This window comes from Chitinophaga agri, assembly GCF_010093065.1.
GTDB lineage: Bacteria > Bacteroidota > Bacteroidia > Chitinophagales > Chitinophagaceae > Chitinophaga > Chitinophaga agri.
This window is the reverse complement of sequence record NZ_CP048113.1, coordinates 1,856,506-1,880,730: the sequence shown is the minus strand read 5'-3', so window position 1 is coordinate 1,880,730 and position 24,225 is coordinate 1,856,506. Positions and strand designations below refer to the sequence as shown.

20 protein-coding genes are annotated in these 24,225 nt (G+C 48.0%); 12 read left to right on the top strand and 8 right to left on the bottom strand.

Features of this window, described 5'->3' with window-relative positions; translation table 11 throughout:
- Window positions 1–141: 141 nt before the first annotated feature.
- Window positions 142–1,659, top strand: a complete 1,518-nt coding sequence (locus GWR21_RS07145; RefSeq protein ID WP_162331061.1) for a glycoside hydrolase family 32 protein — start codon at window positions 142–144, stop codon at window positions 1,657–1,659.
- Window positions 1,660–1,821: 162 nt separating this feature from the next.
- On the opposite strand, the gene GWR21_RS07140 is transcribed toward GWR21_RS07145, so the two are convergent.
- Window positions 1,822–2,733, bottom strand: coding sequence for a glycosyltransferase family 8 protein (locus GWR21_RS07140; protein ID WP_162331060.1), 912 nt, complete (start codon window positions 2,731–2,733; stop codon window positions 1,822–1,824).
- A 278-nt stretch (window positions 2,734–3,011) separates the two neighbouring features.
- Between GWR21_RS07140 and GWR21_RS07135 the strand changes: the two genes are divergently transcribed.
- Window positions 3,012–5,399, top strand: a complete 2,388-nt coding sequence (locus GWR21_RS07135; RefSeq protein WP_162331059.1) for an ABC transporter permease — start codon at window positions 3,012–3,014, stop codon at window positions 5,397–5,399.
- A gap of 294 nt (window positions 5,400–5,693) precedes the next feature.
- On the opposite strand, the gene GWR21_RS07130 is transcribed toward GWR21_RS07135, so the two are convergent.
- From GWR21_RS07130 to GWR21_RS07120, 3 genes are all read right to left on the bottom strand, one after another.
- A complete protein-coding gene (locus GWR21_RS07130) occupies window positions 5,694–8,978 on the bottom strand; it encodes a hypothetical protein (protein ID WP_162331058.1) in 3,285 nt (1,094 codons plus the stop codon).
- Window positions 8,979–9,163: 185 nt separating this feature from the next.
- On the bottom strand, window positions 9,164–9,559 hold the full coding sequence (locus tag GWR21_RS07125) for a group III truncated hemoglobin (protein WP_162331057.1): 396 nt from the start codon (window positions 9,557–9,559) through the stop codon (window positions 9,164–9,166).
- A gap of 18 nt (window positions 9,560–9,577) precedes the next feature.
- Window positions 9,578–9,976, bottom strand: coding sequence for a hypothetical protein (locus GWR21_RS07120; RefSeq protein ID WP_162331056.1), 399 nt, complete (start codon window positions 9,974–9,976; stop codon window positions 9,578–9,580).
- Between the two features lie 75 nt (window positions 9,977–10,051).
- On the opposite strand from GWR21_RS07120, the gene GWR21_RS07115 reads away from it, so the two are divergent.
- Window positions 10,052–10,639 carry a Crp/Fnr family transcriptional regulator gene (locus tag GWR21_RS07115; RefSeq protein WP_162331055.1) on the top strand — a complete coding sequence of 196 codons (588 nt, stop codon included), beginning with the start codon at window positions 10,052–10,054 and terminating at the stop codon, window positions 10,637–10,639.
- A gap of 33 nt (window positions 10,640–10,672) precedes the next feature.
- Here GWR21_RS07115 and GWR21_RS07110 read toward each other — a convergent pair whose 3' ends face one another.
- Together GWR21_RS07110 and GWR21_RS07105 are read right to left on the bottom strand one after the other, a co-directional pair.
- Complete coding sequence (locus tag GWR21_RS07110) at window positions 10,673–11,485, bottom strand: hypothetical protein (protein ID WP_162331054.1); 813 nt, start codon at window positions 11,483–11,485, stop codon at window positions 10,673–10,675.
- Window positions 11,485–12,300: an alpha/beta hydrolase gene (locus GWR21_RS07105; RefSeq protein WP_162331053.1), complete on the bottom strand. Its 816-nt coding sequence runs from the start codon at window positions 12,298–12,300 to the stop codon at window positions 11,485–11,487. The genes GWR21_RS07110 and GWR21_RS07105 overlap by 1 nt, the downstream gene beginning before the upstream one ends.
- A gap of 68 nt (window positions 12,301–12,368) precedes the next feature.
- On the opposite strand from GWR21_RS07105, the gene GWR21_RS07100 reads away from it, so the two are divergent.
- From GWR21_RS07100 to pepE, 4 genes are all read left to right on the top strand, one after another.
- On the top strand, window positions 12,369–12,803 hold the full coding sequence (locus tag GWR21_RS07100) for a hypothetical protein (RefSeq protein WP_162331052.1): 435 nt from the start codon (window positions 12,369–12,371) through the stop codon (window positions 12,801–12,803).
- A 107-nt stretch (window positions 12,804–12,910) separates the two neighbouring features.
- Entirely contained in the window at window positions 12,911–14,131 is a 1,221-nt protein-coding gene (locus GWR21_RS07095; protein WP_162331051.1) for a BamA/TamA family outer membrane protein, read from the top strand.
- A gap of 115 nt (window positions 14,132–14,246) precedes the next feature.
- Entirely contained in the window at window positions 14,247–14,783 is a 537-nt protein-coding gene (locus GWR21_RS07090; RefSeq protein ID WP_162331050.1) for a hypothetical protein, read from the top strand.
- Window positions 14,784–14,843: 60 nt separating this feature from the next.
- Complete coding sequence (gene pepE / locus GWR21_RS07085; RefSeq protein ID WP_162331049.1) at window positions 14,844–15,545, top strand: dipeptidase PepE; 702 nt, start codon at window positions 14,844–14,846, stop codon at window positions 15,543–15,545.
- An 8-nt stretch (window positions 15,546–15,553) separates the two neighbouring features.
- Here the strand turns inward: pepE and GWR21_RS07080 are convergent, their stop codons facing one another.
- On the bottom strand, window positions 15,554–16,483 hold the full coding sequence (locus GWR21_RS07080; RefSeq protein ID WP_162331048.1) for an NADP-dependent oxidoreductase: 930 nt from the start codon (window positions 16,481–16,483) through the stop codon (window positions 15,554–15,556).
- Between the two features lie 276 nt (window positions 16,484–16,759).
- A complete protein-coding gene (locus GWR21_RS07075; RefSeq protein WP_162331047.1) occupies window positions 16,760–17,575 on the bottom strand; it encodes a helix-turn-helix transcriptional regulator in 816 nt (271 codons plus the stop codon).
- Between the two features lie 118 nt (window positions 17,576–17,693).
- Here GWR21_RS07075 and GWR21_RS07070 point away from each other — a divergent pair, with 118 nt between their 5' ends.
- The 5 genes from GWR21_RS07070 (at window position 17,694) to GWR21_RS07050 (ending at window position 24,192) form a co-directional block, all read left to right on the top strand.
- Complete coding sequence (locus GWR21_RS07070; RefSeq protein WP_162331046.1) at window positions 17,694–18,062, top strand: hypothetical protein; 369 nt, start codon at window positions 17,694–17,696, stop codon at window positions 18,060–18,062.
- A gap of 121 nt (window positions 18,063–18,183) precedes the next feature.
- Window positions 18,184–19,593, top strand: a complete 1,410-nt coding sequence (locus tag GWR21_RS07065) for a 3' terminal RNA ribose 2'-O-methyltransferase Hen1 (RefSeq protein WP_162331045.1) — start codon at window positions 18,184–18,186, stop codon at window positions 19,591–19,593.
- Between the two features lie 36 nt (window positions 19,594–19,629).
- A complete protein-coding gene (locus GWR21_RS07060) occupies window positions 19,630–22,170 on the top strand; it encodes a polynucleotide kinase-phosphatase (RefSeq protein WP_162331044.1) in 2,541 nt (846 codons plus the stop codon).
- 233 nt (window positions 22,171–22,403) lie between these two features.
- Complete coding sequence (locus GWR21_RS07055) at window positions 22,404–22,976, top strand: RNA polymerase sigma-70 factor (protein ID WP_162331043.1); 573 nt, start codon at window positions 22,404–22,406, stop codon at window positions 22,974–22,976.
- Between the two features lie 61 nt (window positions 22,977–23,037).
- Complete coding sequence (locus GWR21_RS07050; RefSeq protein WP_162331042.1) at window positions 23,038–24,192, top strand: FecR family protein; 1,155 nt, start codon at window positions 23,038–23,040, stop codon at window positions 24,190–24,192.
- The last annotated feature ends 33 nt before the right edge of the window (window positions 24,193–24,225 follow it).

Genomic DNA, 24,225 nt, shown 5'->3' with positions numbered 1-24,225 from the left:
TCAGGTACGCTATAAACTAACAAGCGCTCCCGGCTAATAGCCTGGGGCGCTTGTTAGTTTATAGCGTACTTTTATTGTGCCTAATTCCTGATTCGTAATTCGGGATTTTTTATAATTTACGCAGACTAAAAGCTCCACAGTATGAAAAAGCAATTGTTTGCGCTACTCACGGCCTGTCTGCCGGTACTGGCATCTGCCCAGGACCAGCAGATACCCACTCCGCAATGGCGTCCTGTATACCATTTCACACCAGCGAAGAACTGGACGAATGATCCGAATGGACTGATCTACCTCAACGGGGAGTATCATCTTTACTATCAGCATAATCCATACGAAAATAAATGGGGGCATATGAGTTGGGGCCATGCCACCAGTAAAGACCTGCTTAACTGGAAGCACCTGCCAGTAGCCATTCCTGAGATTGAAACAAAAGACACTACTACGTGGATCTTCTCGGGATGTGCGGTCCTGGATAGTAAAAATACCAGTGGCTTTGGTAAAAACAATCAGGCACCCCTTGTCGCTATCTACACGGCAGATCTGCCCAAACAGGAACGGGAGCTCCAGTATGTCGCTTACAGCAATGATGGTGGTACCACTTTTACCCAGTATAGCGGCAATCCTGTTCTTGATATTCAGAAGAAGGATTTCCGTGATCCCAGTGTGATATGGATGGAAGAACAGCAACAGTGGGTCATGACCGTCGCTGTTCCGCATGAACACAAACTACAGTTCTATGCATCTAAAGACCTGAAAAAATGGGAGCTCCTCAGTGAATTTGGCAACCAGGGAGACGTTCGTAAGATCTGGGAATGTCCTTCACTGACACCGTTATACATAGATGGTGATCCTGCCAGAAAAAAATGGCTGTTGATGATCTCTTCCGGTAATCCGGATGAATCAACCGGTATGCAGTACTTTACCGGCGACTTTGATGGTAAGACCTTCACCAATGATAATACACCTTCGCATCAGCAGTTCGTTGACTATGGCAGGACATTTTATGCGGCGATCCCATACAACAACCTGCCCGGTGGCCGTCAAATGATGCTGGGATGGCTGATGCCATTCGATACACCGACCTATCCGTGGAGAGGACAAATGTCTATCCCCAGAGATCTTGCACTTAAAACTACGTCCGAAGGCGTACGCTTATACCAGCAACCTGCCGATGTACTCTATAAACAATTACAGACATTGCCCGCAGCAAACAAGCTGGTATTGCCGCAGACCACCATTCGCAGTAATGAGATTTCCCTTGTTAAAGGTGGCAAATTCAATGCGAATGCCAACTGGGCAGACGTGACCTTCACACCAGGTACGGCGACCCGTTTCGGGCTTAAACTGTGCCAGAACAAAAACAATAAAAGTGAAATAGCACTGGCCTATAATACTTCGCAACAGGAACTGTCGGTAACGGTGACTACACCGGGTAAACAACCTGTTGTCATTGATAAACTGGCTGTACAGCCGGAAAATGGTAAGCTCCGCCTGCAGGTGCTGTTTGATAGATCTTCCCTGGAAGTCTTTGTAAATGGTGGAGAAAAAGTCCTGACCACATTAGTATTCCCGGATGCGAAAGCCACCGGCTGGTCTGTATTTGCGCAGGATGGTGATGTGAAGCTGGAAACCCTTAAAGCCTGGGACCTCAGCAAATAAGCCGCTTAAAAGTATCAAATGTCTTTGTCGCATATAACCAGGAAGGTAGCCGATCTGGTGGAACACATTTACCAGTCAACCACTATTTCTTAATTACTGTTTTGAAAATAAAAGAACCGGTACTTTCTAAAGGTACCGGTTCATCTGTATGAGGAGGAGGGATTAGACACGTTTCACTTCCAATGCATCCGTACTTTTGATACTCCGCAATCTTTTCAGATAATATTTTATCAGCGACTTCCTGATCTTCCAGATCCTTTGCAGGCCTGAAACAGCTTTATATCGCCTGTCCCAGAATGTTGTATCGTACGTTGACCATAGTTTAAATCCTGCGTGTATATCCTTGCCTAGAAAATCCCATGGTTTAGGTGTACCGGTGAACCGTAGAATGGTGTTTTCATTGTACGCAGGCATATCGTGGTCCGGTGTCCATGCACTGTTGAACCGGTCGTCTACACGATGGAATGTACCATTACAGATATCATTCAGGACACTTTGATCACCTTCGTGTAACCATGCAGGATAACGCAGACAGATCTTTTCGGCCTCATGGCAGATATCCTTTTCTTTCCATATTTTCAGGTTCAGCAGCAGCACGCCTGCATGGAAACAACGTCCATCCCTGCAGACGCTGAGCTGACCAGGTAATAACTTCCTGTCCTGGATGTTTTTGTAAGGGCCTGCAGGTACCGCTGCCAGGAAATGATCATCAAATCGTATATTGTCCAGCGTGAGTATGTCCAGCAGGACCAGCAGATCGTTTTCCAGGCAGAGCACATATGCTGCATCCAGCAGCTGAGGGATCAGTAAACGGCCATAGCTGGTACGCGAACCTTCCACGGCATTCAGGTGTCCGAACTGCTGTGCGGCATCAAAGTCGTAGAACCGTGTCCGCCCGTGATAGCCTTCTGTCTGTAATAACATCAGGATATTATTCTTATGGCGGTTCCTCACATTGTAACAGATAAAATGCAGGTCAAGTTGTGTGGTGTCAGAACAGTTTCTCACAAGTGAGGTAAGCGTAGCGCCTAGTCCCTCAAACGCTGGAATGTCAATTACAAATGCAATGTGCATGGTTATGAATTATAAGGATAAGTATAGTTTTTCCTGGCTTTGTCTCTTCAGCTGGCGGCTTATGGGTCAACACAGTGTATGTCCTTCGACGGCTTAACATGAAAATACTTGATATAGCTGCAACACTAATGCAGTAAGAAAGGATCCGATAATGGACACCCGGGTGTAACGAAAGCGGACACTCAGCCGGATGTCAGCTTGTTTAAAATATTGATTATCATTTAGTACATTCATTGGCATACTTTTCAGTTCACTATGATCATTCAACTCAGATGGCTATGATCCGCAACTACTTCAAAATTGCCTGGCGCAACCTTAAAAAAAGCAAGGGATACACTTTTATCAACGTCGGCGGACTAGCCACCGGTATGGCAGTCGCGCTACTGATCGGTTTGTGGATATGGGATGAGGTGTCCTTTGATAAGTATAACCGGAATTATAACCGCATTGCGCAGGTCATGCAGCACCAGACTTTCAATGGTGAAGTCGCTACCTGGCAAACGACGCCCTACTATCTCGGTGATGTATTGCGGGACCAATACGGTGATAACTTCAAACAGGTGATAAAATCTTCCTGGGATCTGTATAAGGTACTGGCAGTGGGTGAGAAGAAGTTGCGCAAGGTTGGTCGCTTCATGGAAGCTGGTGGTCCGGAGCTGATTGATCTGAGGATGAAGAGCGGTGTGCGTGACGGATTGAAAGACCGGGCGTCGGTGCTGTTGTCCGCATCGGCCGCAGCCACTTACTTCGGCAATGATAACCCCGTTGGCAAGATCGTCCGCATAGATAACAAAGCGTCGCTGATCGTAAAAGGTGTGTATGAAGATCTACCTGACAATTCACTGTTCGGGAATCTCGATTTCATCGCCTCCTGGGATGTGCACATCGATAAATACATGTCCTGGATCAAGACCGTTCCTGATCCATGGGGTAGTAATGCTTTTCTGGTGTTTGTACGATTGGCTGATCATGCTGATCTCAATAAAGTGTCCGCCCGGATTGCCAACGCAAAACTGGACAATGTGCGCACAGAAGACAAACGCTTTAAGCCAGTTGTGTTCCTTCATCCGATGAGTAAATGGCACCTGCGGCAGGAGTTTAGGAATGGTATCAATACAGGCGGGCGGATCCAGTTCGTCTGGTTGTTTGGAGTGATCGGTATCGCAGTGTTATTACTGGCCTGTATCAATTTTATGAACCTAAGTACCGCCCGATCTGAGAAGCGTGCGCGGGAAGTGGGTATCCGGAAGGCAGTCGGTTCTTTCAGACAACAACTGATATGGCAGTTCTTCTGCGAATCAATATTAGTAGTAGCTATCGGATTCATTATTGCGGTCGTACTGGCGCAACTGGCGCTGCCTTTCTTTAACAGCATTGCCAGTAAGAAGATGACGTTGCCATGGGGTAGTCCGTTCTTCTGGCTCACGGGCATTGTCGTGGTACTGGTCACCGGATTTATCGCGGGGAGCTACCCGGCTTTCTACCTGTCGTCTTTCCAGCCTGTCCGCGTATTGAAAGGCACCTTCCGCACTGGCCGTAACGCCGCATTACCCCGGAAGATACTGGTTGTATTACAGTTCTCTGTGTCATTGGTACTGATCATTGGGACGATCGTCGTATTCAGGCAGGTGAACTTTGCGCGTAACAGACCTGTGGGGTATACACGCGAAGGATTATTGTCTGTTGAACTCGGGCTCACCGATATTCACGATCACTTTGATGCAATACGGTCGGAGCTGAAAAATGCCGGTGCTATTATTGATATGGCTGAGGCAAGCACGCCTGTGACAACGGTCTGGCAAACAAACGGAGACCTCCGGTGGAAGGGAAAGGACCCTGCTATGACGGTAGATATGCCTACACAAACTGTATCGCCTGAATACGGACAAACGATCGGCTGGCAGTTTGTTGCAGGCCGTAACTTCTCTACCGACTATGGTTCGGATTCTACCTCATTTATCCTGAATGAATCTGCGGTCCGCCTGATGGGACTAAAAGATCCGGTAGGAGAGACGATCTACTGGGACGGTCATCCGTTTACAGTGGTTGGAGTGATAAAGGACCTGGTAGCGGAGTCACCCTATGATCCTATACGTCCATCTATGTATGTCATGAATAAACAGTTCCTGGGTATTTTGAATATCAGGATCAATCCGGCGATGAGTACACACGAGGCCCTATCGAAAATAGCAGAAGTGTTCAGGAAATATAGCCCGGAGCAGCCGTTCGACTACCAGTTTGTAGATGTGCAGTATGCCAGCAAGTTCGGGAATGAGGTGAGGATCGGTCAACTCACAACTGTCTTTTCCATACTGGCGATCCTGATCAGCTGTCTTGGCCTGTTCGGTATGGCCGCTTACATGGCAGAACAGCGTACCAAGGAGATCGGTGTACGGAAAGTAATGGGTGCCTCTGTGTTCAATCTGTGGGCCATGCTGTCAAAAGACTTCCTGCTGTTAACCGGACTGGCACTCGTGATCGCAGTTCCGCTGGCGTATTATGCTATGCATACCTGGTTACAGCAGTATAGCTACCGGTCGGATCTGGCCTGGTGGATCTTCCTGGTGGCCGGTGTGGGCATATTGCTAGTGACGTTGCTGACAGTGAGTTTCCAGAGTATCAAAGCCGCATTGATGAATCCTGTAAAGAGCCTCAGGGCAGATTAAAATAGCCGCCTGTAAATGAAGAGCGTCCGGTAACAGTGCATAACTGTCGCCGGACGCTCTTTATTTTTGTTGTCCCGTGTCAGGAAAACGGCAACGGCGCAAAGCGAAAATAATATCAATCGTGGTCCAATACTCCGTGTTGCCTGTTCGTCGCTTGTTCGTCGCTAGTTCGCCGCTAGTTCGTTGCTTGTTCACCCTGAATAGCAGTGATGGACATTGGTGATTGTATATCAACGTCTTATACGGCTCACAGCCTCGTTGGGGTGATAGTTTTTTCACCTCTTTCCCGTCACACTATTTTCGTTTGAAGAGGAAGGTTCCCCATAAGCCGGGAGACAATGTAGCCTCTGACGGCACATCCGAAGTGATGCCCGTGGATTTGTTACTCCAGTAGAGGCGGGAGGTCGTCTCGCCGTTGCTGCCTCTTAAAATGCCTATATCCCCCTTAATTTGCTGTCCGTCTCCCGGTTGGATATCTAGTGCCGACAATGGCACAGAAAGCTCGAAATTGCCCTCAGAACCGGCAAATTGCAACTGACCGGTGATATTGTCCACCTGATCGAATGTAATGGTACGGGAAGGAGAGGAGAAAGGTACCTTATCTTCCGCCTTCGTACCAGGAACAACGGCTTTATACAACAGGGCCTGTGGCTTACCATTCACGACACTTACCAGCAGCCGGTAATCGCCTGCTACCGCTGTGCGTCTTGCCGGATCGGCTTTCGCATTGGTACTGCCGATCATAATATCCAGTGCCCCACCGGTTTTAAAAAGTGCCAGTGGCATCTCTCCGGAATTATCTGCCAGCTTTGCGTTGCCGGTGCGGAAGGCTGCATATAACCTGCCGTTTGATACCATCAGTGCGCCGGTGACATCGTAGGGTTTTGAGTTGGTATTGAAGTTGCCTTTCACACCACGTTTGTCAATATCAGCCCAGGATGCCTGCGCCCAATCGTTCAGTTTACCGTCAACCACCGGTTTTTGTGTGCTGATATTTACCTGTAATACTTTCTGTGCACCCGCCTGTGCTGTTGCAACAGGCCCCGAAATGGCTGCAAGACTACGGTTAATGGAAGACTGGTTCACCGTAATATTCATATCCGGTAGCCGGGTGATACTTTCCAGTCCATCCAGTCGCACGACGGCGCTGCGTGCACCATCCACCAGATACACCTTGCCGTCTGCTGTCGCTGTGATACCTGGCCAGAAGTTTTCTTCGCCGAGTGTAATTTTATCGAGTGACATATTACGTTTACCAGTAGGCATACGCCATTGCTGTCCGCTTCTCATGCCTTCAAATAAAGTGGCCACAAACAAACCATCTGCTGTGAAGATATATACGTTACCGTGATTACCATTGATAGCCCACAGTGGGCCTGCGCCGGAGCTCTTCACTTCAAAGAGCCCGCCCAGCAAACGCGTTGCACCGATGATCTCTCCTGGTTTGTCTGCTTCCGGTGCATTATGGGAAGCGTGTAGTCCCGGCCATAGGTTTGGATAGCTCCACATAGGCACACCGTTCTTGACACCACTAAGGGATAGCTGCGCATATGGTTTCACACCTAATGTGATCACGCTCCAGCCGTCCGGTCCGTCCAGCACCTGATCTCCGCCGGAAGACGCAGGGGTTTGTACGCCAGTTGCCAGTACCTGTCCCTTCGTAATGTCATACATCGGTACACCTGCTTTTGACACGCCGGATGGCGCAAACCGCATAGCTTTATCGTTGATGCGGGATATACAGAACGAGAGGTCCGGCATGATGGTCACGCCGCCGGTCACGGCTTTCTGGTATTTCACTTCACCGGGCTGTGCCTGTCCATCGCTATTCAGGTCCTGCCAGATGAAAAACGCCTGGGCGGAGTTTCCTTTAGCGTTCAGGTCCACACCCTGTGGCCAGCCGGATGTAAATGCATTCCCTTTCAGCACGTCCCATTGAGACGCCTGACCCATAGCGGCTACTGGAATGGCTATTCCATTACGTTTAATAAAAAGAAAAGCGGTGCTCCAGCCGTTGGTCGGGCTACTGTTGTAGCAGTTAGTGAAGTATTGTTGTCCGTTGTAATAAAGCGGTGTCTCGGGCGCAGCGCTACGGAAGGCCAGGGACAGATCGTTCCCGTCAGGGCGGTAGTAAATCTGTTTCACAGCCGAAGTACCGGTTTGCCAGTTCAGCGCAAATTCCATAGCGCCTTTACTTTCTTCGGTATAATAGAACCGGCGCTTATCCTGCGGGTCGAGGGTGCCGCCACCTCCATATTTTGGTGGGCCATAAAATGCACGTATCAGTTTTCCTTCAAGCGACCAAACGCTGACCCTTTTGGGCAGGAAGTCGTTCTCCGTAACCCATAGTTGCTGTTGTGCATCGATGGTGATACCTGCGGGATTGTTCATATGCTGTGGATCGTACGGTCCGGCAGCAGGTGCTCCCGGGGAACCGATCTGCCGGATGAACTTTCCTTCCGGAGAAAATACTTTGACCGTGTGACTTTTACCACGATCACTGATATAGATACGGCCGTTATTATCAAGTGTGAGCGCGACAGGGGCTTCCAGTCCGCTGCTGATGATTGTCTGCCCTTTATTATCTGGCAGGGAGCCAGCGAAGCGGATCAGCTGATTACCGGCGAGTAAAAGTAACCGGCCGTCTTTATCATAACACATGCCGGTGGGCGCGTTGGCTTTGATACTATCCGTCAGCTTGCTTTTAGCTATATCGGCAATCAATATACGATTCTTACCGGCCATGCTGATCAGGGCTATGCCATTGTTCACGGCAAAACCTGTAATCGTCTCTTTCACTTCGTCCAGAGGAATAGCACCGATAGAACGTTTTATGACCTGTTTGACGTTGTAATCATTCTTCTTTCCTGTACTCAGCGCGTTCAGTCTTAACTCTGCCATGCCAGACTGTTTATCGGTTTCCCAGGCAGACACTACATAGATATCATTGCCAGCAATAGCCTTCGGACCATTATCCGCAGCAATGAAGGGGGCGGCTGTCCAGGCACCACCTACCCAGTTACGTCCGCCGCGTTTACGGCCGTTCATATCTACCCATGCCAGGCCGTCAGGACCTTCGGTGACGTAACAGCCCAGCAGTACGGCCGGTTGTCCGGTTGGAGAGGCTTTGGCCGGTACGAACAGGGCGGCCTGCGGCGGCGTATGGTTAGCGAGCCATGCACCGGTATGGTCTTCGGTTCGCCAGGGGGGCGTACCGGGTGAGTAGGTGGCCATTTCATAATAGGCGTGGATAGCGCCTCTGATCAGTCCGCGTACCTTGTACTGTCCTGGCGACACCATTTTACCGGGTACATTGTACACCCCGTGTTTGGCGCCGTCGGCATCCCTGCCCAGGTCATCCAGTCCGTCCCACTGTACGGTATTATTGCCTGCGGGAAAATAGGTTTCGGATATCAGGTTCCGCACCCTTGTACCATCACTGTTTTCAATAACAAGTGTCACGTAACCGGGTTGTTTCAGCGTAAACTGAACAGGAATGGCGGCAGGCGATTGCTGTGAAAATGCATAGTGACCTACTGAAAGAAGTAGTGCGAATAAAGACAGGTGTTTCTTAGTCATGGCTGGCATGGATTAGCTTTACAGAGATGTGCAAAGATAATGCTAGATATAATCAGGAATCAGGAATCAGGAATTGGGAATTATTGATACTAATTGTAAGTCATAATAGCAAAGAGCGTTCCCCGTTGGTGTAAGGAACGCTCTTAGTTTATATTAAGACATGTAGTATAAAAAATTCCCAATTTCTAATTAACTATCGGGATCCTGCCTTCCTGCTGTATCTTTCCCAGCATCAATATCTTCATCAGTTCCGCTTTACTCTTGGCACTCTGCGCTACAGGACCTTCAAACAGATCTTCAATTGTCTGATGCCAGAGGGCCAGCCAGGTAGAGAAATGCGCTTCTGTGAGCGGTGTCTTTGCATTCAGTGCGGTATGCTTCGCTAACGGATTGCCTTTGAATGAAGCCTTGCCAAATAGTACTGTTTCCCAGAAGCTGTGCATGACAGGCAGGTGTTTTTCCCAGTTTACTTTTGCTACTCCATCGAAGATATATCCGAGTGCCGCGTCTTCCCTGACGCGTGAATAGAATGTATTGACCAGCAGTTGTACGTCTTCAATGGTAGTGATATCGTGTTTCATAGTATAATGTATATGTCTTTAGTACAAAAGGAAGGCGGTGGCAATGACCAGCAGGTCGACGATCACGCTTGCCCAGAATACAGGGACGGTGATCCTGGTGGGCATGGCCGCGAGATTGGTGGTCTCGGTTACTACGAATGCGACCAGCGTAGGGATCCATAGTTCAAATGGATTACCACGATGTACGACGATGAGTAGCGTGATAGGTACCAGTACACAGCCCTGCATGAAGAAAGAGAAGGCCAGCCAAGCAAACCGGTTCACCTGTTGTGCCTCCGCGTAACGCATGAATTTTTGCCACAGTGTCAGTGCCTGCGCTTCGGGTGTGTAAGTTTGCGCCTGTGCGCTGGTGTAACGTTTTGCGATTATATTGCCAGCGTTGTTTTTATCTTTTAAGTTGATATGAAGCGTTTCCATAAATGTGTATTTTTATAACACAAAGGAACAAATCATTCAGACCCGGGTTTATGACCTGGATCATAAACACAAAAAATGCTGGATTACGAATTACTCATACAGGCAGGTGGCGTCATACGTGGATATAAAAAGGGAGAGACGATCCTGGAGGAAGGCGGTCATGCCAGGTTTTATTACCAGGTAGTCGGCGGAGAAGTGAAGATGGTCAATACCGGTGAGAACGGGCAGGAATTTATTCAGGGCATTTTTAAAGAGGGGAACAGTTTTGCAGAACCACCTTTGTTCCTCGATGTGGCATATCCCGCATCTGCGATCGCGCTAACTGACTGTGACGTGATCGTGCTGGAAAAGACGAAGCTGCTGGACTTGCTGTCGCAGCATTTCACGTTACAGCTGCAGCTGGTGAAGAGCCTGTCTGAACGTATCTATTTTAAGTCCATGATAGCGAAGGAGATCAGCCTGTATGATGCCAGTCATCGTATTATCACCCTAATAGATTTCCTAAAGGAACGGGATGGTTATTCCGGTAAATTATACCCTGTCAACCTGACGCGGCAGCAAATAGCTGATCTGACCGGATTACGGGTAGAGACGGTAATAAGAGCAATTAAGTATTTGACAGAGAAGGAGTTGGTGCAGAAGGGACGGAAGATATACCGGTAGGTCCTGCTGTTTGCAGGTCGGTCCATTTTTCCGCTATATCTTTTTGAATCTCAGTTCGGTATGAAAAAGGAAGGTATCAAAGTGGTCGGCTCCCAGCTCTATTACTGGTATTTGACATACTGCCCTTCCAGTTTCCTGTACAAAGATGCACCCTTCTTTAATATCCGCCGTGCCGGCAATCCACTGTAAAACGCCAGTGCTGCGTGTAGCCCAGTTAGTAACCGGTATATCTATCTGCAGGGAAAAGGTATCTGCTACCGGTTGAATGGACAGCACAATCGGGCTGGAGGAGGGACTGAGATCATCCAGCATATTAAAATTAATATCATACTGCGGCGTGGTCTTATCTGCCGTTGCCTGCCAGCGGCCGGTCAGCTGTTCGAAGGTGACCACTGGTACTGTTTCGAAGATATATTCCCCTCTGATCAGCCGGAGCACTTTATGCAGTAGTTGGGATATGGCAGGATCGGTCATGTCGGGCAACTCAGCTAGTAACCTGCCTGCTGTTTTTTTATCTATTGAAGGATCACTGGCGAGATAGTGGCTAAAGAGTTGTTGCCGCCAGTGATAGCAGTATTGTTTATCGGCCTGTTTGATGCGTGTGATGATATGTCCCAGCATCTTTTCCATCTGGCCGGTAATGTGTTGTGCTGCCAGAATGCTGTTCAGGTCTGCTTCATAGTATCCCCGTAGTTTTTTTACGAGATAGGTGTATAATTGCCTGTCATCATCGTACGCTGCTGTAGAACTCTCTTCCGTCAGCAATAATAACAGGAGGTCACAGTAACTTTTGGCCGTCCATATAGTTTGTTCTTTATAAGCTATACGCGTATTGTTTTCGTTCATCAGCGACGTTTTGTATTGAATACCTCGAGTGCTTTGTATACAGCGTTGTGGAGGATGGTCAGGTGATTTTCTTTAGGCATGAAGACAAACTGCGCATAAAGGTTTTTCTTTTTGGAGGCCTGGAAGATCGCGCCGAGCTCACTGGCAGCATCCATCATCTGCTCATGTTCCTGTCCTACGGCGACGAATATATGTGTCGGTACATCGGGTGTTGCTGCAAACAGGTAAGGAGCTTCAGTCAGCAGTGATCCGCCATTCCACCAGAGGCTGGGGCTGATGATGGCATAATTCATAAACAGGCCCGGATGTTTCAGTAGTATTTCAGTGGCGAGTAATCCGCCAAGCGATTGTCCGATCAGGGTAGTGGTGTCATTGACCCGGTATTGTTTCCTGATCAGCGGTTGTATTTCTTTTTCCAGGCAGGAGATGAAGTTAGCAGATCCTCCCGTGGTGGGGAACTTTTTTTTGTCGCCCGATATGGTTGTGGGGAAGGTATAATCTCTTTTCCTGTCGGTATTAACGATACCTACAACGATACTCGGCGGGAGTGTATCGATCATGGTCAGAAACTGCGTGAGTCCTGTGATGTGCAGGAAATCTTCTTCCATACCACCGTCCAGCAGATAGATCACAGGGTAGGTCCTGGATGTATGCTGATAGTCCTGGGGCAGATAGATATTCAGTTGCCTTTTTTCATTGAGTATAGCCGATTGAAAATGCTGTACGACACCGATAGGTAGTGGTGTGGTCTGCTGTGCGGATGACCGGAGCAGCAGGAATAACAGGGGCAGCAGCAGGGTATATAGTCGCTTCATAGAAATCACAAGGTCGTACTAATATATGAGGTTTTTAGTTTATTTACAGCAAACAGTGGCAGTTAGCTGTGAATATTTTACAAACAGCCGCAGGATGGATCATCCGTAAATCGTTTCATGAGTACGTATTGGCCATTGTCGTTTTCGGGGCGCTGTTGTTACCCGATCTGTGGCGTACTTTTTACAAAGATTTCCAGAATGGTCGTCAGGTGAAGCCGATCAGCACCTGGACAATAGAAGAATATGCGATGTGCTGTACCAGCACTTTATGGGAAGTCGTATTCAGTTATACACCGCAAAGACAGGAGCTATTGGATATACGTACAGAGACCCGTTTCGGGGTGTATACCGCCATTGCGGCGGGTTCTTTCGGTATGCTGTTTTGTTTACCTTTCCTTTTTTCCAGTTCAATGGAAGACCTGGTTGGGGCGGGATTTCCTTTCCTGGCGGGCGTTATAATGGCCAGCGCCGGACTGGTGGCGCTTTTGACGTCGCGAAAGTGAAAATCGGGGCAGCGGTGGCGTAAGTTCCGGGTGTGGCGGTTCTTCCACTGGCACAATATTTAGACGCTTATACAGGTATGCTGTTAGAAACAGATCGCTGAAACCTGATGAATAAGCTCGCACTGATAATTTTATTGTTTTTAGCCCTGCCGTGCTGGGTAGCTGCACAGCATAAGCCCCGCCCGTGGGATGACGAGCCGGACGAAGATACTGTGCCGCACAAGGATGTGATAGACGTTTTTAAGAGCGTGGTAAAATACAAGGCCAAACCGCCTAAAAAAGGAAAACGCAGGATATACTATTCGTTGTTGCCTGCCCCTTCCAATATACCGGGTGGTGGCGTGGCATTGATCACCTCTACGAACGCCGCCTTTTACCTGGGACCACGACGTACGACTAACCTGTCTAACGTTTCGTTTTCCCCGTCCTTTTCTTTCAAAGGGCGCTTTTCGTTTGCGTTAAGGTCTAACATCTGGATGCTGGATAATAACTATAATATGTCTGGAGATATCCGGTTTATTATCAATCCGCAGTATACCTGGGGAGTCGGGAATGGCGTACCGGAGGAGGAGAAGCAGTTGCTGGGCAACAATTACCTGCGGATATACGAGACGTTTTACCGGAGAGTTACCAAAGAGTGGCTGGTAGGGGTTGGTTATCACCTGGACTGGCATTCCAATATCGGGATCCGTTCCAATGACAGTGTACAGTTACCCAAATTTGTAGGCTACAAATATGGTACTGACGGCCGGCAGACGGTTTCTTCCGGCGTTTCCCTGAACCTGTTGAAAGATTCCCGTCAGAACTCTATCAATCCACAGTCAGGACATTACTTTAACGCCGTTTTCAGGGTCAATCCTCAGTTCCTTGGGAGTAGCGCGTCCTGGCAGTCACTGTACCTGGATTACCGGAAATATATTCACCTGGGTAATGCCAGGGAACAGAACGTGCTTGCCTTCTGGGGGTTCTACTGGACGTCACTGAACAGTAAGACGCCCTACCTGGATTTACCCAGTATTGGTTGGGACCCTGCCTTTCGCAGTGGCAGAGGGATGGAGCAGAACCGGTTCCGCGGGAAAGGGCTGATAGACCTGGAAGCGGAATACCGCAGGGATATTACGAAGAATGGCCTGCTGGGGTTTGTGGTGTTTGCCAATATGAATACGGTCACCCATCCGGATGGGTATAAGTTTACCCCTTTCCATCCTGCAGCAGGCGGCGGTCTGCGTCTCAAATTCAACAAGAAATCCAATACGAATATTGCCTTGGATTATGGCTTCAGCAGGTATGGTAGCAGGTTTAGTATTAACCTGGGAGAGGCGTTTTAACGTAACTCTACACAAAACAATATAAAATTAGAACGTTTGAGAACGCCGGCATTATTGGCGGAATAAAGATAGAGATTAAGACGTTCCTGCTTTGTATCGTGGATTAAATAAACTGGTGTCTGCTATTCAAACGGATACATCAGATAAATTAATAGATAAAATTAAAAGTGAGCGCAATCCTCAAATTTCGTCTAACCTGTGTAAGGCTATAACAAATTTCAAGGAGGAGCACGACGATTTTGATTTATATGTAGACTTTAAATGGGCAGCATCAGTTGGTTTGCCTTCAGGTTTTGCAGTTCAACATCAAATAAAGATACAGAAAGACTATTTTTCCCGAATTGACGATGTTGGAAGGGAATTGAAGAGCTCTGAGCAACAAGAATTAGAGGATGTTTTTATGGCCACGGTTGAGCATCTCGCCGGGGATATGGGGAGTGATAACAAAAGATCTGGCGAGGTTGTTTTGAATTTATATAAAGATAGTGAGGTTATCCGCGCCCGCATTATATTAAATGCAGAACACTACAAGATGGCCGATATTTCCCACATGACTGCTGATTCATATTTAAGGATAAAAGGCAAACTACATCCAGGTAATCAACCACGACTTTTTTCAGAAATAAGTTCGTTCGATTTAATTTTACCCTGACTAGTGTATTTGAATTCTTACCTGTCCCTAAATTCCCGTTATCTCTTTATCTTGCATCCTATGAAAAATGTCCTTTTAGCCAGTACTTCTACATTACATGGAGAGTCGTACCTTTCTTACCTGCTACCAGTGATGAAGGAGTTGTTTGCCGGTGTTACGGAAGTGATCTTTATTCCTTACGCCCGTCCGGGTGGTATTTCTCATGATGCATATACCGAAAAGGCAGCTGGTGTTTTTGCAGCAGCCGGTTTTACGCTACGCGGCTTGCATACATTCACACAGCCAGCGGATGCGATCAGGAACGGACAGGCTTTTTTTACGGGCGGAGGTAATACCTTCCTGCTGGTGAAACAATTGCACGATCTGGGACTGATGGATGTATTACGTACAGAAGTGGAGAAGGGCAAACCATATATGGGCACCAGTGCAGGTAGTAACATCGGGGGTGTGAATATGCAGACGACAAATGATATGCCGATCGTATATCCACCTAGTTTCCAGACGATGGGGCTTATCCCGTTCAATCTCAATCCGCATTACCTGGATCCGATCCCCGATCTGCCACATATGGGGGAAACGAGAGAGACGCGTATCAGGGAGTTTCAGGTACAGCAGGATCTGCCGGTATTAGGATTAAGAGAAGGCAGCTGGATCAGGATAAAAGATAAACGGATCACGCTGGAAGGAGCTTTGTCCGCAAGGATCTTTGAGAAAGATAAAGAGGCGTATGAGCTGGAGGTAGGTAAAGAGATTGTATTGTAGAAAATAGTTTAATGGTGTGGTGTTACCTTCAATACAATCTTCCCTCTTACATGGCCTTCCTCATTGATGCGCTGTGCTTTTTCCGCCTCTTCAAGTGGTAGCACTGCTGCAATCACCGGTTTCACTTTCCCTTCATCTACCAGTTTCGCGATAGCCGCCAGGTCGTCTGTATCAGTGGTCGTCATCATTCCGGTAAGTCGTATTCCTTTTTCTTCGAACACTGCATGGTTCTCCGGTTTCAGGGTAGTCACCAGTGTGCCGCCGGGCATGATATAACGTAAGGAATGCTGCTGTGTTTCGCCACCGATGGTATCGATGACCAGATTGACACTGCTGATCGTGTCTTCATAACCTGGCTGATGATAGTCGATCACTTCATCTGCGCCCAGCTCTTTCAGAAAAGCATGGTTCTTTTCAGATGCAGTCGCCATCACATACGCGCCTTTCCACTTGGCAAACTGCACGGCAAAGGTGCCTACACCACCCGAAGCGCCATGTATCAGTACTTTCTGTCCGGATTCCAGATGTCCATGGGTAAAGAGGCATTGCCAGGCGGTCAGTCCTGCCAACGGAATAGCGGCCGCATTCACATGATCAATGGAGTCCGGCTTACGGGCCAGTTCGCTTGCTTTTACACAGATATACTCTGCGTAGGTACCATCACGTTTAACGTCAGGCCGGGTGTACACTTCATCTCCTTTTTTAAAGTCTTTGACATCTATGCCGGTTTCTTCTACCACACCAGACAGGTCCCAGCCCGGCACGAAAGGCAGATTGCGGTCACCCATATGTCCTTCTCTGATTTTCCAGTCCACCGGATTTACGCTCGTTGCATACACCCTCACCAGGACTTCATCCGTCCTGATGTCAGGGATTGGTACTTCTTCAACCTGCAATACTTCCGGCCCGCCGAATGAATGTATTTCAATTGCTTTCATATCCTGCATTTTATGTGTTTTACAAACGTCGATTCCAGCGTATTGGCACGAAAAACTATGCCACGTAAGGCAGGCAGAAGCATTGGAGTAAGTTAGTAAGACAATCCTGCCGTATTATGCAGATACGTATTATCCGTGAGCTGATGCAACATAAAGCCCGCCACATCTGCCCGCGAGATCTTCATTTTTAGTTTTTTCTCTGTAGCCGGAGATTCTTTTTTGTAGATGCCAGTCAACAGGCCATCTGTAAGACTACCTGGCCGGGCAATGCATTGCCTATTTTGTGATAATAGACAAGTTGTCTATCAGTTCTTCGGATTGTTTTCTGAACTGGAAGGGAGACGTGCCGGCAAATTCTTTAAAGGCGCGTATGAAGTGGGACTGATCCGCATAGTCATTTTCAAAAGCAATATCGGACAGCTTATTATAATCGCGCTGGCGGAGTAGTTGCATGCTAGCCTGGAACTGTGCGATCCTTGCGAAGAGTTTCGGTGTTACGCCTACATGTTGCTTGAACTTTCGTTCAAAGCTTCTCTCGGACAACTGTAATTCCTCCCGTAGTATTTTCACTGAGATATTGCCGTTGGCCTCTCTGATGCGTTCCAGTGCATGGTACATAGCCTTGTCAGCATATTGGTCATGCCGGGTAAGCTGTGCTAGCAGGAAGGAGCAGATTGTATCTATTCTGTCCCCGCAAGAAGTGAGATCGGTCAGTTGGGCGGACAGGTGATAATCTTTAGCGCCCGACAGCAGATCAAGATCCAGGCAACTATCCGTGAGTTCATTGGCATTGAGTCCAAAGATGGTCTTGAGTGCATGCGGATAAAAGAAGATGCCAATGGTGTTGAAACTGCCACTGATCCGGAGCTCGGCATGGCGGGTGGCTTGTCCGTAGAGAATGGTACCGGGCAATTGTTTGTTATTCTGAAACAGGACGCCCTGCCCGGGGTGCTGGAAAATAAGTCCGGGACTGCCGTCCGCAATGGTGCGGAAAGTGGCGGCGGAAACGTTGGTATCGTGACTTTCCATTACCCAGAAATACCGAATATAGTCTTTCAGGTATGCCGGTGGGGGTATTTGTCTGAATTGCATATCCTGTTGAGTTTTCAGCTTAAAGGTACCTGCTATTTCCAATATGGCAATAGGAATGTGATGACAAGTTATCATGCAGGAAATAGCCGCTGGTGCGGAATGTTTTATAAATTGGCGTATGGAATTACAAGAAATCAGGGAACAACTGAAAAAATACCTGGAAAACGGGCCGCTTTCCAATGAAGAAGGGGCGCAACTGGTGCGCGCGCTGGATGAACTGATCGAGAAAAATGAGCTGGGGTTACTAGTTGGTACCCGCTATCAAAAAGATGGTACCGAGAGAACGCTGACGGAAGCTGAAGTAGAGAACTACTACTGGGAGATCTTCATGTATTACGAGGAATCTGATGAACATGAGCATGACCACGATCATGACGAACACGATGATACGACACCACATATGGTCAAATGGTGGTGGGTGTATTTTATCCTGGCTGCGATAGGTTTTTTTGTGATCTGGAAACTGAATCAGGGACTTCACAGATAGAAACAGGTGTTGATTGTCAATTGATAGTGGTTCATGTGGAACGTCTTTAGAAAATAATCAGGGCCTGCGCAAAAAGACTACGCACATGCTCCACATCTTTACACTGACAATAATAAATAAGATGTTACTAACGATTACAACGAGACATACACCCGCGACGGACCTGGGCTACCTGCTGCACAAGCATCCGGCGAAGGTGCAGGAGATAGAACTGGCGAAAGGGAAAGCACATATATTTTATCCTGTGGCAAATGAGCAGGAATGCACCTGCGCATTGTTACTGGATATTGATCCTGTTGGGCTGGTACGCCCCAACGGTGGTCCCGCTGGCAATGCTTTTGCATTGGAACAATACGTAAATGACCGGCCATACGTTGCCTCTTCCATCATGAGTAATGCGATTTCAAAAGCATATACTTCTGCACTGAATGGCAAGTGTAAGGATAAACAGGAACTGGTGGATCTGCCATTACCACTGGAAGTGAAAATATCAGTGTTGCGTGTCAGCGGTGGTGAAGTCGTATTACGTAAGTTATTTGCGCCGCTGGGTTATACGATTGCGGCAGAACAGCATGCGCTGGATCCAAACTTCCCCGGATGGGGCAAAAGCAACTACTTCAATGTCACCCTGACAAATACGATCACATTGCAGCTATTATTGTCCCATCTGTATATTCTGCTGCCAGTGCTGGATAACGACAAGCATTACTTCATCAACCGGGAAGAGGTAGATAAACTGCTGGTAAAAGGGAAAGGCTGGCTGGAGATACATCCGGAGCGTGAGCTGATCACAAAGCGTTACCTCCGCCATAAGTCCACGTTGCTGAATGATGCGATGACAATGCTGATGAAGGATGATCTGCCGGAAGAGATCCTGAATGGGGAAATCGCCCGTGAACCGGAACTGCCTAAGCCTACCTTACATGCATCCAGGTTACAGCAGGTATGCGAAGAGCTGTTAAGTACACCCGTTAAATCGGTTGTAGATCTGGGTTGCGGAGAAGGGAAGCTGCTAAAGCTCCTGCTGCAATACCCGCAACTGACGCATATTACCGGTATGGATGTGTCGTCCCGCAGTCTGGAAATAGCCTATAGCAGACTACGATATGATCAGTTGCCAGATAATCAGAAAAAGCGGCTGAAAATGATCCTGGGTTCGCTGGTATACAGAGACCGCCGGATAGAAGGTTTTGATGCAGCAGCCCTGGTAGAAGTGATTGAACACCTCGATCCCGACAGACTGCGTGCACTGGAGAAATGTGTCTTCGGATATGCAGCACCGGGTAAGCTGATAGTGACTACACCTAACAAGGAATGGAATGTCACTTTTACAGAAGACGAAGGACTGCTGAGGCACCGGGATCACCGTTTTGAATGGACACGGGCACAATTCGCCCAATGGTGTGAGAAAGTAAGTGCGACATATGGGTATACGTATACTATCAAACCTGTTGGAGAAGAAGCGGAGCATGTTGGCGCGCCTACACAGATGGCTGTCTTCGTAAAATCGGCTGTCACAGAAGAAAATTAAAACCTCAATATTTGTATAAGCGACTAAATGGATAATATGAAGATAACGGTGCCTGAGCTATCATTGATCGTACTAGTGGGAGCCACAGGGTCAGGGAAAAGCACTTTTGCCAGGCGATGGTTTGGCAAAGGTGAAGTGATCAGCAGTGACAGCTGCCGGGAGATGGTGAGTAATAGTGAAAATACGATGGACGCATCAGATGATGCATTCGACCTGCTTTTTTATATTGTCGGTAAAAGACTGAAGCGCGGATTGCTGACAGTAGTAGATGCGACCAATGTAAGGTCGGAAGACAGAAAGAAACTGGTCGCACTGGCCAGAGAGTATCACACATTGCCAGTAGCGATCGTATTGAATATGCCGGATAAAGTATGTATTGAACGCAATGAAATGCGGACGGATAGGAACCTGCCTGCACATGTAGTGACGAGTCATATCAGTCTGTTACGCCGGGGGCTTGGCAGACTGAAAGATGAAGGGTTCAGAAAGATCTTTGAAATGCGTAATGAGGAACAGGTTGCTGCTGTAACAGGCATAGAGCGGGAGCCTTTGTGGAACGTCCGCAAAGCTGAGCATGGTCCTTTCGATATTATCGGAGATGTCCATGGTTGTTATACCGAACTATGTAGCCTGCTTACAAAGCTGGGGCACACAGTGGACGCAGCTACGCATACGGTGGATGTACTACCGGGCCGAAAGCTGGTCTTCCTGGGCGATCTTTGTGACAGAGGACCGGATAGTCCGTCGGTATTTAAGCTGGTAATGCGGGCGGTAAAGAGCAATCAGGCATTATGTGTACCCGGCAATCATGACATGAAACTGCTTAAATATCTGCGGGGCAATAACGTACAGTTGTCGCATGGACTGAAAGCCACTGTAGAACAGCTGGGAGGAGAGGACGACAGCTTTATCAGTGAACTGAAACAGTTCCTTGATGGCCTGATCAGTCACTACGTACTGGATGGTGGCAAGCTGGTAGTAGCACATGCAGGACTCAAGGAAGAAATGCAGGGAAGAGGCTCAGGCGCTGTGAGAGAATTTTGTCTCTATGGTGAAACAACCGGAGAGATCGATGAGTTTGGTTTGCCGGTAAGGTATAACTGGGCAGCCGGGTACAAGGGGAAAGCCCAGGTAGTGTATGGCCATACCCCCGTGTATGAACCACAGTGGTTTAACAATACAATAGATATAGACACTGGTTGCGTATTTGGCGGAAAACTGACCGCCTTGCGCTATCCTGAAAAACAACTGGTGAACGTGCCCTCATTGGCCACCTACGTGGAATCTGCACGTCCCCTCCGGATACCGGGTACGGGGAACAACCTGCAGCATGATCAGGATGATGTGCTGGACATAGAAGACCTGATGGGCAAACAGCTGATTGAAACACGTCTCCTTAATCTGGTGACCGTTCGTGAGGAATATACCACGGCTGCACTGGAGACAATGAGTCGTTTCAGCATCCATCCCAAATGGCTGATCTATCTGCCGCCAACTATGTCGCCTTCTGAAACCAGTACATTGCCTGACTACCTGGAGCATCCGGCAGGTGCGTTCAGTTACTATAAAAAGAACGATATCCGGCAGGTGGTATGTGAAGAAAAGCATATGGGGTCAAGGGCCGTGGTCATCGTTGCGAAAGACAGTACTGTTATAGCCAGCCGCTTTGGTATAGACGATGGCGCCGTAGGCACCTGCTATACCCGTACAGGTAGGGCGTTCTTCACAGACAAAACGATGGAACAGGCGTTTCTGACAATGGTACAGGAAGCACTGACCACCCGCAACTTCTGGGATGAGATGGAGACCGACTGGGTATGCCTTGACTGTGAACTGATGCCCTGGAACGCGAAAGCGCAGGGACTGCTTCAACACCAGTATGCGGCAACAGGTACGGCGGCCGTACATGCCATGCATGCAGCGGTGGCGACGTTGCGGGAGACGGAAAATCCGGGCATCGCACCCCTATTGCAGGATTATAGTGCAAGAGCCGAAATGTGTGACCAGTTCAGGGATGCCTACAGACAATACTGCTGGGAAGTAAAATCGCTGACGGATTATCAACTGGCACCTTTTCATATCATAGCTACAGAAGGCAAGAGCTACTTTGACAAAGACCATGTATGGCATATGGACACCATCGGCCGTTACTGTGGTGGAGACGGCAATCCGCTGTTCCCTACAGCGTGGAAGCTGGTAGACCTGGATGACGAAGACAGTGTTACAGCTGCAGTCCGCTGGTGGGAAGCCCTGACAGAAAAAGGAGGAGAAGGTATGGTGGTCAAGTCACGGTCTTTCATTGAAAGGGGTAGCAAAGGTTTGTTGCAGCCGGCTATCAAGATCAGGGGAAGAGAATACCTGCGTATTATATACGGCCCTGAATATACGGTGGAGGGCAATCTGACCCGGTTAAAGAAGAGAGGGCTGAGTGGCAAACGCTCGCTTGCATTGAAGGAGTTTGCCCTGGGTGTGCAGGCGGTGGAGCATTTTGTAGCAAAGGAGCCATTGCGGAAAGTACACCAGTGCGTGTTCGGATTGCTGGCATTGGAAAGTGAGCCGGTAGATCCGAGGTTATAAACTGAATATGATAAACGGCTGCTTCAGAGAACGAAGCAGCCGTTTTATTTAACCAGGAATTGCTTGGTTATTATAAATTTACATATTTATAAATAAATTATTAATCAGTGTTTAATGACGCCTCTTGTATCTCTACATGCGTCTTTATACGGCTATGCGCCAAACCAATTCTTGATTCCTGATTTCTAATTCCTAATTTCTTCTTTATTTTGTGCCTCCGCTAAAAAAAGACGATGCACGAGCAGTGGACAGAGAGAGAACGGTATGAACAATTGTTCAGGGACCATTATCAACCATTATGCCTTTTCGCCTATAGCTACCTGAAAGATATGGAAGCAGCAAAAGACGTAGTGCAGGATTTCTTTTTCCGTTGCTGGGGGAAGCGGGATACCCTACCTACACCAGATAGCTTCGAAAAATACGCCTTCCGCTCTATTCGTAATGGTGTCATTAATTACATCAACAGCAACACTACCCGTACCAAACATACTATCGCTTCTGCTGCCCCGGAGACCTATGATCCGCAGGGTGAGCATGCCATACTACATAAAGATGATCAGCTGAAGGCCGGATTATTACAGGCCATACAGCGCCTGCCGGAACAACGGCGCAGGATTTTCCTGCTGAGCAATGGCGATGGCTATAAGTACAGCGAAATTGCCGCGATGCTGGAAATCTCTGTCAATACCGTAAAAACCCAGTTGCGCAAAGCGTATGAGACGTTGAGAGAAGAACGTGAAAGGCTGGAAAAGCTGCTTATCTCACTGACAATCATTAAAATATTCTATACCACCATATTTTTTTAAAAAAAGTGACGGAGGACAGTCACCCTTTTTTATACCTCGCCTGTCATAATAGTAGTAGCCCATGGACAACAGTAAAAAGAATATCGACAACGATAAACTGCTCCGTTATCTGGAAAATGGTCAACCGCAGGATTACACTGATCTGAATGATGCAGAGCAGGCGTTGCTGCGCGACTATATGTTCATGAAAGAGCAGCTGGATCTGAAGGAGTGGGCGAAGGCTGACATAGCCGAAGGCTGGGAGGCGTTGACGCAGCGGCTGACGCAGCAGGACCCTGACTGGACAATGCCGGTAAGACGCAAGGTCCGCCCAATGTGGAAATACGCTGCTGCAGCTGCAGTATTATTACTGGCGGGGGGGGGCTGGTATTATTTCAGAGCTGCAGACCAACAGCCACGACAAACAGCTGTACAATCAACCGAAAAGGAATCGCCATCTGCCATTACATTGCTGACAGCAGAAGGAGAAGCGATCGTACTGGATACACTCAGAAAGCTCAGCGGCACCGCCATAGCCAGTAATGAAGCACTGATATATGAGCAGGGTCAACAGACCGCAACGCATATCTCCTATAACACACTGATAGTACCCAGAGGGTATACCTATCACCTGGTGCTGTCAGATGGTACAAAGGTATGGTTGAATGCGGACACCCGCCTACGGTATCCATCTGTGTTTCCGGCTGACAGCCGTGCTGTGACGGTGGAAGGAGAGGCCTATTTTGAAGTCGCAGCCGATGCAGCACGGCCATTTACAGTGCAAAGTGATCATGCATCAATAAAAGTATTAGGGACAGCTTTTAATATAAATACGTACGAAAATAACATCGCAGCAACACTGGTACAGGGTAAGATAGTAGTGCATCATAAGGGGGACAGCACTTACCTGCAACCGGGAGATCAACTGACAAGCAAAGCACCGTATGACAATACCCGGGTACGTAAAGTAGATACAGAGATCTATACGGCCTGGAAAGATGGAGAACTGATATTTTCTGAAACCACACTGGAAGATATCTGCCACCGTCTTGAGAGAACATACAACTATAAGATCTTGCTGCCTGAAGGAGAGATCAGACATCGTAAGATCGAAGCCAACCTTCCACAATACAAAGAAATCAGCACCATAACAGAATTACTTGAGAAAATGACAGATGTTCATTTTAATGTCAACCAAAAAGAGAGAACAATTACAGGTTATGCAGTAAACAAGTAGCACAATCAACAGCAAAAAAAGACGGGTCCTGGT